7 protein-coding genes are annotated in these 8,971 nt (G+C 66.5%); 2 read left to right on the top strand and 5 right to left on the bottom strand.

From position 1 onward, the window contains the following. Positions 1-47 precede the first annotated feature (47 nt). From WAX14_RS12630 to WAX14_RS12620, 3 genes are all read right to left on the bottom strand, one after another. Positions 48-1,376 (bottom strand): ammonium transporter, encoded by a 1,329-nt coding sequence (locus WAX14_RS12630; RefSeq protein ID WP_422628403.1) that lies wholly within the window; start codon positions 1,374-1,376, stop codon positions 48-50. Positions 1,377-1,516: 140 nt separating this feature from the next. Further along, the gene (locus tag WAX14_RS12625) at positions 1,517-1,924 is read right to left on the bottom strand and encodes a helix-turn-helix transcriptional regulator (protein ID WP_422628402.1); all 408 of its coding nucleotides are present in this window, start codon (positions 1,922-1,924) and stop codon (positions 1,517-1,519) included. 20 nt (positions 1,925-1,944) lie between these two features. Beyond that, on the bottom strand, positions 1,945-2,151 hold the full coding sequence (locus WAX14_RS12620) for a hypothetical protein (protein WP_422628401.1): 207 nt from the start codon (positions 2,149-2,151) through the stop codon (positions 1,945-1,947). A gap of 168 nt (positions 2,152-2,319) precedes the next feature. Between WAX14_RS12620 and WAX14_RS12615 the strand changes: the two genes are divergently transcribed. Then, a complete protein-coding gene (locus WAX14_RS12615) occupies positions 2,320-4,560 on the top strand; it encodes a DNA polymerase III subunit gamma and tau (protein ID WP_422628400.1) in 2,241 nt (746 codons plus the stop codon). 54 nt (positions 4,561-4,614) lie between these two features. On the opposite strand, the gene WAX14_RS12610 is transcribed toward WAX14_RS12615, so the two are convergent. Next, on the bottom strand, positions 4,615-5,931 hold the full coding sequence (locus WAX14_RS12610) for a DUF7373 family lipoprotein (RefSeq protein ID WP_422628399.1): 1,317 nt from the start codon (positions 5,929-5,931) through the stop codon (positions 4,615-4,617). An 89-nt stretch (positions 5,932-6,020) separates the two neighbouring features. Beyond that, the gene (locus WAX14_RS12605; RefSeq protein WP_422628398.1) at positions 6,021-7,820 is read right to left on the bottom strand and encodes an Hsp70 family protein; all 1,800 of its coding nucleotides are present in this window, start codon (positions 7,818-7,820) and stop codon (positions 6,021-6,023) included. A gap of 363 nt (positions 7,821-8,183) precedes the next feature. On the opposite strand from WAX14_RS12605, the gene WAX14_RS12600 reads away from it, so the two are divergent. Then, positions 8,184-8,870 (top strand): hypothetical protein, encoded by a 687-nt coding sequence (locus tag WAX14_RS12600; RefSeq protein WP_422628397.1) that lies wholly within the window; start codon positions 8,184-8,186, stop codon positions 8,868-8,870. Positions 8,871-8,971: the final 101 nt, after the last annotated feature.

Raw genomic sequence — 8,971 nt, 5'->3', positions numbered from 1 at the left:
GCGGTGGGGCGATCGGCGTTTCGTCCGCAGCCTGAATCGGTATGCGGCTAAGGCTGTTCGTCCTCTTTTTCCTGGCGAAGGTCGCGGGGCAGCCCAGAGAACGGTGAGTGCGAAGGGCTGCCCCCACCGATCGGTCCGTGTCCGACCACGCCGTGCTCGTATGCGGATTCGGCGTGCAGGCCGAGGTCGATGCCCGACGCCTCGGTTTCCTTGTCCACACGGAACCCGAAGAACCGGTCGATCAGCTTGCCCAGCAAATAGGTGACACCGAATGCGTAGAGTCCGACCACCACGACCGCGAGGAGTTGTCTACCGAGTTGTGCGAGACCACCGCCGTAGAACAGGCCGGTCGGGCCGTCGGTCATCACCACGGTCGCGAGCAGTCCGATGAGGAGGGTGCCGACGATGCCGCCCATCAGATGCACTCCGACGACGTCGAGCGAGTCGTCGTAGCCGAGCCGGAACTTCCAGCCCACCGCGTACGAGCAGACCACGCCGGCGACCGCACCGACGGCGACCGCGCCCATCACTCCGACGGTGCCGCACGCCGGGGTGATCGCCACCAGGCCGGCGACGACACCGGATGCCGCACCGAAGGTGGTCGGATGTCCGTCCCGCCGTTGTTCGACGAACAGCCAGCCGAGCATGCCGGTGCAGCCCGCGACGAGTGTGTTGAGGAAGATCGCGGCGGCTTTACCGTCCGCCGCCAGTGCCGACCCCGCGTTGAATCCGAACCAGCCGAACCACAGCAGGCCGACGCCGAGCAGGACCAGGGGCAGGTTGTGCGGTCGCATCGAATCGAGTTTGAATCCGAGCCGCGGTCCGAGGACCAAGGCGAGTGCCAGACCGGATGCGCCGGAAACAATCTCGACGACCAAACCGCCCGCGTAGTCCAGTGCGCCGAGCCGTGCGATCCAGCCGTCCGGTCCCCAGACCCAGTGCGCGACCGGCACGTACACCATCAGTGACCAGACGGGCACGAACAGCATCCATGCCGAGAACTTCGCGCGGTCGGCGATCGCGCCACTGACGAGGGCCGCGGTGAGTATCGCGAAGGTCAATTGGAAAGTGACGAACAGGATTTCGGGGATCTGGCCGTGGGTGGTCGACGGGGTGATGCCGCTCATGGCGAGATGGGAGAATCCGCCGAGCAGGCCGCCACCGAGATCGTCGTCGAAGGTGAGGCTGTAACCGGCGATCAGCCAGGTCACCGTCACCAGGGGGATCGAGACGAAGCTCATCATGATCATGTTGAGGACGCCGGTGGATCGGACCATTCCGCCGTAGAACAAGGCGAGGCCGGGGGTCATCAGCAGGACGAGGGCGGTGCTCGCCAGCAGCCATGCGGTAGCGCCGGCGTCGATTGTCGGGGGCACGAGCGAATCTCCTCACGGGCACTGGACCTCAATGCACCGGAATTTGACGATCCGACCGTAGGGTTTCCGCTGGGGGGCGGTGGTGTTGCGAACGCGTTACGGAATGCTCAGCGCCGCGTTCGGTTCTCTGTTACTGCCGGCTACTCGGTGCTCGACGGTTGCGGATCCGGGCCTTCGGCGAGGATCAGATACAGCGCCCGCCGTGCCTCGGACAGGATGGCATGGGCCTGAGTGATCTGGGCGTCGGTCCCGCTGGCCGCGACGGATCGCGCGGCGCTGTGGACCTCACCGATCGCGGCTCGCAAGTCCGGGGTGCCGGTCGATGCCGAGAATCCGGCGAACGGGTCGGTGATGCCAGTGGCCGGGTCTTCGAGGTAGTGCCGACCGGCTTCGGTGAGGGACGCGAGTTTACGACCGCCGTCCACTTCGACGTGCACGAGGCCTTCGTCCTCGAGTTGGGCGATGGTCGGGTAGATCGCACCCGGGCTGGGACGCCAGGTACCGCCGGTGCGTTCGGTGATCGCCTGCATCAACTGGTAGCCGTGCATCGGCTGTTCGGTCAGCAGGATCAGGGTGGCGGCGCGGACGTCGCCGCGTTGAGCCCGGCCGCGGTGGCGTCGGCCGCCACGTGCGGGGCGCCGCCGCGATGGGGGCGGGGGTCGCCGAAGGGATGTTCGCCGCGTCGGGGTCCGTCGCCGCGACGTCGGCCGCGGTGGATCTCGCCATCGGGTGTGTGGTGCCGGCGCTGTCCGCCGGGGTGTCGTTCGTTGCGCATGATGTACGCCCTTTCTGGTTGTTCGACACAATCAAGATAGAACGCGATATATCGTTAACGCAAGCATGGTGAGTGTGTCGCTTCGATCACAGTCCGCTCCGGTCCGATCCGGTAGCGCGCCGGCCACCACTCGACCCTCGTGTCGGGGGGCGCCGGTACTCTCGGCGCGTGGCCCTGTACCGGAAGTATCGACCCGCGACCTTCGCCGAGGTGGTGGGGCAGGAGCACGTCACCGAGCCCCTCAGTACCGCCCTCGACACGGGACGAATCAATCACGCGTACCTGTTCTCGGGGCCGCGCGGGTGCGGCAAGACTTCGTCCGCCCGCATCCTCGCGCGCTCCCTCAACTGTGTGGAAGGTCCGACGTCCACACCGTGCGGTGTGTGCTCGTCCTGTATCGCGCTCGGACCCGGCGGAGGCGGCAACCTCGACGTCATCGAACTCGACGCGGCCAGCCACGGTGGTGTCGACGACACCCGCGAGCTTCGCGACCGCGCGTTCTATGCACCGGCCGAGTCCCGGTATCGCATCTTCATCGTCGACGAGGCGCACATGGTCACCACGCAGGGTTTCAACGCTCTGCTCAAGATCGTGGAGGAACCGCCGGAACACCTGATCTTCGTGTTCGCGACGACAGAACCGGAAAAGGTGCTGCCGACCATCCGTTCGCGCACCCACCATTATCCGTTCCGCCTGCTGGCTCCGACCGCAATGCGCGGACTGCTCGAGAAGATCTGTTCACAGGAGAACGTGCAGGTCGAAGATGCCGTCTATCCGTTGGTCATCCGCGCGGGCGGAGGCTCACCCCGCGACTCGCTGTCGGTGATGGACCAGTTGCTCGCCGGATCCGGACCCGAGGGGGTCACCTACCCGCGCGCGCTCGCGCTGCTCGGGGTCACCGATGTGGCGCTCATCGACGAAGCCGTGGACGCGCTCGCGGTCGGCGACGGTGCGGCACTGTTCGGCACAGTCGAGAAGGTGATGGACGCGGGGCACGATCCTCGACGTTTCGCGGTGGACCTGCTCGAGCGTCTGCGCGACCTGATCCTGCTTCGATCAGTGCCCGACGCCGCCGATCGCGGACTTGTCGACGCGCCGGGTGACATCCTGGATCGGATGCGCGACGAAGCCGACCGGATCGGGCCGGCGACGCTCACGCGCTTTGCCGAGATCGTGCACGCAGGCCTCGGGGAGATGCGTGGTGCGACCGCTCCCCGGCTGCTGCTCGAGGTGATGTGCGCGCGGATGCTGCTCCCGTCGGCGTCCGATTCGGAAACTGCTGTGCTGCAACGAATCGAACGCCTCGAGCGCGGGGTGGTCACAGCTCCGACTCCAGCCGCAGCCACTGCTACAGCCCCGGCCGCCGCGCCGCGTCCGGTGCCGGACCCTGCGGCCGTGCCGATCGCGCCCGACGAACCGGCGTCACGATTCCAGCGGCCGTCACAGCGGCGTGCAGCGGAACAGTCTGCGCCGGAACCACAGGCGGAGCCTGCCCAGCCGGAACCACAGGCGGAGCCTGCCCAGCTGGAACCACAGGCGGAGCCTGCCCAGCCGGAACCACAGGCGGAGCCTGCCCCGGTGGTGCCCACGCGCCCGGTCGAACAGGAGGTGCCTGTTTTCGAACAGGAAGTACCGCATTCGGAACCGATTTCTTCGGTGCGGTCGGACCCTGTCGTTGCCGCACCCGCACCCGCACTCGAACCGGAGCCTGTCGCCTCACCGCAGTCTGTCTCCCCACCGCAGCCTGAGCAGGCGGGTCCGGATGCTCCGGGTATTCGAGCGGTGTGGTCCGAGGTGCGGGCGAAGGTGCGGGCCCGTAGCAGGACCGTCGAGGTCATGTTGTCCGGCGCGTCGGTTCGCGATGTGGACGGCACGCGCGTGGTGCTGGTCCACGATTCGGTGCCGTTGGTGACGCGTCTCGCCGAGCCACGCAATGCTGTTGTCATTGCCGATGCGCTCCGTGAAGTGTTCGGCTTCGATTTCGAAGTGACATGTGTACACGGTTCTGCCGCTCCGGCGCCGACGAAAGCCGCTCCGGTGCAGCAACAGTCACGTCCGGCGGGGCAGCCGAGGTTTTCGCGGCCGAGCCAGGCCAATCGCGCGCCTGCACAGCAGCGCCCCGACGAGCAGAGTGGTCCGACTCCGGCCCGCTCGACCGCTTCACCGGCGGGCCCGAACTTCGACGATGTTCCGCCGCCGGAGGCGCCGGATCTTCCGGACGATCCGGGCTCGGAGCGTGCATTCGAGGCTTCGCCGGAAAGCCCGCCTGCGATGACCGAGGCAGATGTCGAAGAGATGTTCGCCGAGGCCAAAACGCCGGGAGATCCGTCGACTCGCCGCGACCCCGAAGATGTTGCCCTCGAACTGCTCGAAGACATCCTCGGCGCCAAGCGTATCGACGGGAAGTAGACCGGAGGTCGGATCGCCAGGAGCGACGGGTGAATCGCTCCTGGCGGACGAGTATCAGTTTTCGCCGAGTCCCATCTCCTCGGCTGTGACGAATTTGACGTACTGAGTCGCGACTCGCTGCGGCAAAGTGCGCATGGTGTCGGAATCGGGGTCGGTGTTGCCGATGGCGCGGAAACCGGTGATCTGCGCAAGGTACGGGCCGTACACCATGTAGCAGGTGGACATCCGGCCTTCGGCGATGTCACCGCTCAGGCAGACGGTGCCGGGCACGTTCTGAGGGGCCTGCGCATCCTCGGTGAGTTCGGTGGAGTTCCGCTTGGACTGGGTGATGAACGCGTCACGCAGCGCCTCGGCGCCTTCCGGGCTGGCCGTGCGGTACACGGTGGTGTTGGCCAGGGCGACGCGATCGGTGCCGGTCTGTTCGAAGAGTTCGGCGGTCTCGGCCGGGTCGCTGTCGAAGTGCAACCAGCCCAGTGCGCCGTATACCGCGAGCTCCGAATTGCGTGTGGTTTCGTTCTCGGTGTAGCCGACGGCGCGGGCGAGAACCTTGTCCATGTCGACGATCAGGTTCGGGATGTCCGCGGTCGGCGTGTACGGGAAGCTGTCGATCAGCGGAACCTGCTTCTGCACTGCGCGTGTGGTGGTGTCCTTCAGCCATGCCGGATCGCCGGCACTGGTGGACGCGTAGGTGTAGATGATGTGGGGGCCGCTGACGGTGTACGACGACAGGGATTCGGTGCCGGTTTCCCACTTGTACGTCGAGGCATGGGTGGCAGGCAGTCCGGGCAGTTCGATCGGAGTGTTGGCACCCGAGCCGAACAGGTCGTCTTCGTCTGCCGCGGTGAGCTCGGATGCGTAGAGTTCGTCGACGATCGCGACGGCCGATTCGTTGTCCGCGACCCGGACCACGGCGATACCGAGTTCGTGGGAATCGTCGGCGTAGTCCTGGAAATCGCTGAACGTGTTGATGATCTCGTACTTGTCGGCGATGGCGGAGACGGCGTCGCTCATGAGACCGAGCTTTGCCAGGCCACCCACGCCGACGCCCTGGTTCATGCCACCACCCGACACGAGTTTCGGATCGATCGTGTACGGGGCGACCACGAATTCTGCGATGCGCTGGCCTTCGACGGCAGGCCCGAAGTCTCCGGCGAGCTGACCGTCCGCTTCGAAGTCCTTCGGGACGGTGTTGTATCCGCCGGTGTCGAGCGTCTCGATGTCGAAGTCCGCCTGCGAGTCTGTGCCGGAATTGCCCGCATCCGCGGCCGTGGTCGAGTTGTCGACTGCGGTGCCCTCGACATTGCTGCTGCACCCGGCCAGGGTGAGGGCGGCCGCTGCCGCGGCGGCGGTGAGAATGCGTGTCGTACGCATGATGGTGGAGCTCCTTGACGGTTGACGGTTGACGGTTGACGGGCTGTGGTGTGAGCGTTCGGCGAAGTTGCTTCAGGACGTGGGGAACTTCAGGACGTGGGGAAACCGAGCTCACGCATCAATGTCAGTCCCTTGTCGACGGGTTTGACCGCGAAGCTGATCACCAGGCCCTTGGATTTGTCGATGCCGTTGAAGAACGAGGTGTACGGATCCGACGGTTCGTACTCGATGACGCGGTTCCCGTCCTCGGACAGGACCGACATGTAGTCGGGTATCGGCCGGTCGCGCATGCGGATCAGGGTCGACCGGGCGTACTGGTCGTCACGGTAGGCGGACACCGTCACGTATTCGTGTTCGCCCAGGCCGATGGCTTTGCCCAGGGAGGAGCTGGGGTCGATGTCGCAGTCGACGCGAAGGGCGTTTTCCGTGCTGAACCCGCCCTTCTCGCACGACGTGGACGAGGTGATCAACTTGGCAGGCAGGATCGAGGTGACGTCGTCTGTGGATTCGCTGAGGTACGACGAGTCCGAGGTGGCGGGCGGGAGGCCGCCTTCGGCGGCGAGCACGGTCGTCGTGTCGACCGTGTTCGCCGATGCCGTGGAGGGTCCGCCGGCGCCGTTCTGGGTGACGGCGTAGACACCGCCCGCCGCGACCGCGACGGCCGTGAGAACTCCGGCGCCGATCAGCAGCGGTGTGCGCTTCCTTCCCGAGACGGCGTCCCGGGCCGTGGGGCCGGTGACGGCGGTATGTGCGTGCTGCGGTCTGTGGTCACGTGCCGGCGCGACGGTCTCCAGGTTCGCGGAGGGGGCGGTGTCGCGGCCACCTGCGACGAAACCGGCTGCGCCTTTCGCGACAACGGTTTTGGGGTCGTCGAGGGTGGCGATCGGACCGAGTTCGGCCAGGCGGCGGTGCACGTACGGGATGCGGGACGAACCGCCGGTCAGGTACAGCGCCTGGAGTCTACTGCTGTCGACACCGGCGTCGCGCAGAACCGAGGCGGCGAGTTGGACCCCGCGGGTGATCTGCGGTTCGATCAGCTGTTCGAACTCGTCGCGGGTGAGCGTGAACGTCCGGTCGGTGCCGTTGCCGACTACCCGGATCGTCGCAGAAGGTGCTTGGGAGAGAAGCTCTTTGGCGCGCCGAATCTGGTCGTCGAGATTGCGGCGGGCGTCGAGTCCTTCCGGTCGGCGCAGCCATGCGGCGAGGTCGGGATCGTCGTCGGCGATGTGCCCGTCCACCCATCGGGAGACGGTAGCGTCGAGGTTCTTACCGCCGAGAGCGTTGTCGCCACCCGCACGCAACACCTCGAACGTCCACTCGTTCGTTGCGGTGAGTACCGCGACGTCGAGGGTGCCGCCACCGAAGTCGAACACGGCGATCGTGGAACCCTTGACGATCTTGGCGTCATGCTGGCGCGAATAGTAGAACGCGGCCGCGCGGGGTTCGGAGATCAGCGCCACGTTGCCGCCGAGACCGGCGATCGAGGCGGCTTCCCGCAGAACCGACAGTTCCCGCTCCGACCATGCCTCGGGGTGTGTGAGTACAACCTCGGCGGGTGGCTGGTTGTTGTGCCGCTGCAGTGATTGTCCGTAAACGGTGCGCAGCACGGCAGCCATCATCGCGGAGACCGGAACATCTTGCCCGCGCACCAGGACCGACCGGGCGGACACGTGCGCCTTCGGCGCGACGACGAAACCTGCGGGGTCGACGGACGCCTGATTCACGGCGACGTCACCGGTTGATATCGCGTTCGCCCGGTCGATGAACACGGACGACGACATGAGATTGCTGGTGTGGGTCAGCGGAAGTGATTCGACCCGATCCGGTCCGATGCGGTGCGCGGCAGATGTGTTCGACGTGCCGACGTCGACGGCAAGGACCCAGTTCACCGTTCTCCCCCCACGGTGTACCTGTCGCACGGACCTGGCCGAACAAGATCGGAAAGGTTCCTGCTGTTCATCCCGTGCCCCCGCTTTCGCGTCGCTTCCGTGTGTCGTCTCGGTGTGTGTCGGGGATAGGAGCAGCGATCCCGTCGAAAAGTTCCCGGGACAGCGCCACGACTTCAACAGTCGACGAGTATTTCCGGTGTTTTCGCACGTCGAAGGCGTGGTCGCGATCGCGAAAGTGGTGCACATCACTCACGGGACGGATGTCCCGGTGAGTCGGGACAGTGGTCCCTCGCGCCCGGGACGGCGAGCGCACCACCGTTCATCCGGTGGGCGCACCGTGCGCCCGAGCGGAAGGTGACCGACATGAGTATCGACAGTGTCACGGAAGGCGACACCACCGACAGTTCCCGGCCCGTCGTGGGAGCCCTGTGGGCATGGGCCGGTGCCGTCGCGGGCCTGACCGGGGTGATCGGGATACAGGCCAGTATGGCGATGGGTGCTGCGTACAACGTGGACACCGCGGGTGATGCCGTCGCCATCACCGCCGAGTTCGCGGAACAACGCACGGCGATGCTCGTCATGCACCTGACCTTGATGACGACGACGGTGCTGCTCCTGGTTTTCGCGGCGGGCCTTCAACGTCGCCTCCGCATGGCATTGCCCGAGTTCAGCATCCTGCCCGTGGTCGCGGCGTTCGGACTGCTCCTGACGTCGGCGGCCACCCTGCTCGGGACCGGCCTCGACACCGAGCTGCTGTTCGGGCTCGGGGAACCGGGTCAGATGGTCCCCGAAGTCGCGGTGGTCGCATCGCACTGGATGGGCACCATTCCGTGGTTGTGGGTCGGCGCCGGAGTCAGCGGACTCGCGGTCGCGGTCGCGGCGCTGCGGCACGGCGCGGTCGCGCGCTGGCTGGGCTGGGCGAGCGTGGTGCTGGGTGGTCTCACCCTGCTGTTGGGGGTCTCGCCGCTGCAGTACATGGCCGGTTTCGTGGGTCCGGTCTGGGTTCTCGTCGCAGGTCTCGGTTTCGCGTTGACCGGACGGACGCGATGAGCCGGACGGACACGATGACCGGCGGGGATTGATCCGGGATACTCGGCGCACGATGACCGTTGTGCGCGAGGGCGAGGGGTCGGCGGGCACCGGTGGAGCAC

The organism is Rhodococcus sp. (in: high G+C Gram-positive bacteria), assembly GCF_049299235.1.
GTDB lineage: Bacteria > Actinomycetota > Actinomycetes > Mycobacteriales > Mycobacteriaceae > Rhodococcus.
This window is presented reverse-complemented; position numbering and strand designations above follow the sequence as displayed.

Excerpts from the sequence above, each read along its gene's own strand:
- WAX14_RS12625 (WP_422628402.1), bottom strand. The coding sequence starts at position 1,924 with ATGCACGGCTACCAGTTGATGCAGGCGATCACCGAACGCACCGGCGGT.
- WAX14_RS12620 (WP_422628401.1), bottom strand. The coding sequence starts at position 2,151 with ATGCGCAACGAACGACACCCCGGCGGACAGCGCCGGCACCACACACCC.
- WAX14_RS12610 (WP_422628399.1), bottom strand. The coding sequence starts at position 5,931 with ATGCGTACGACACGCATTCTCACCGCCGCCGCGGCAGCGGCCGCCCTC.
- WAX14_RS12600 (WP_422628397.1), top strand. The coding sequence starts at position 8,184 with ATGAGTATCGACAGTGTCACGGAAGGCGACACCACCGACAGTTCCCGG.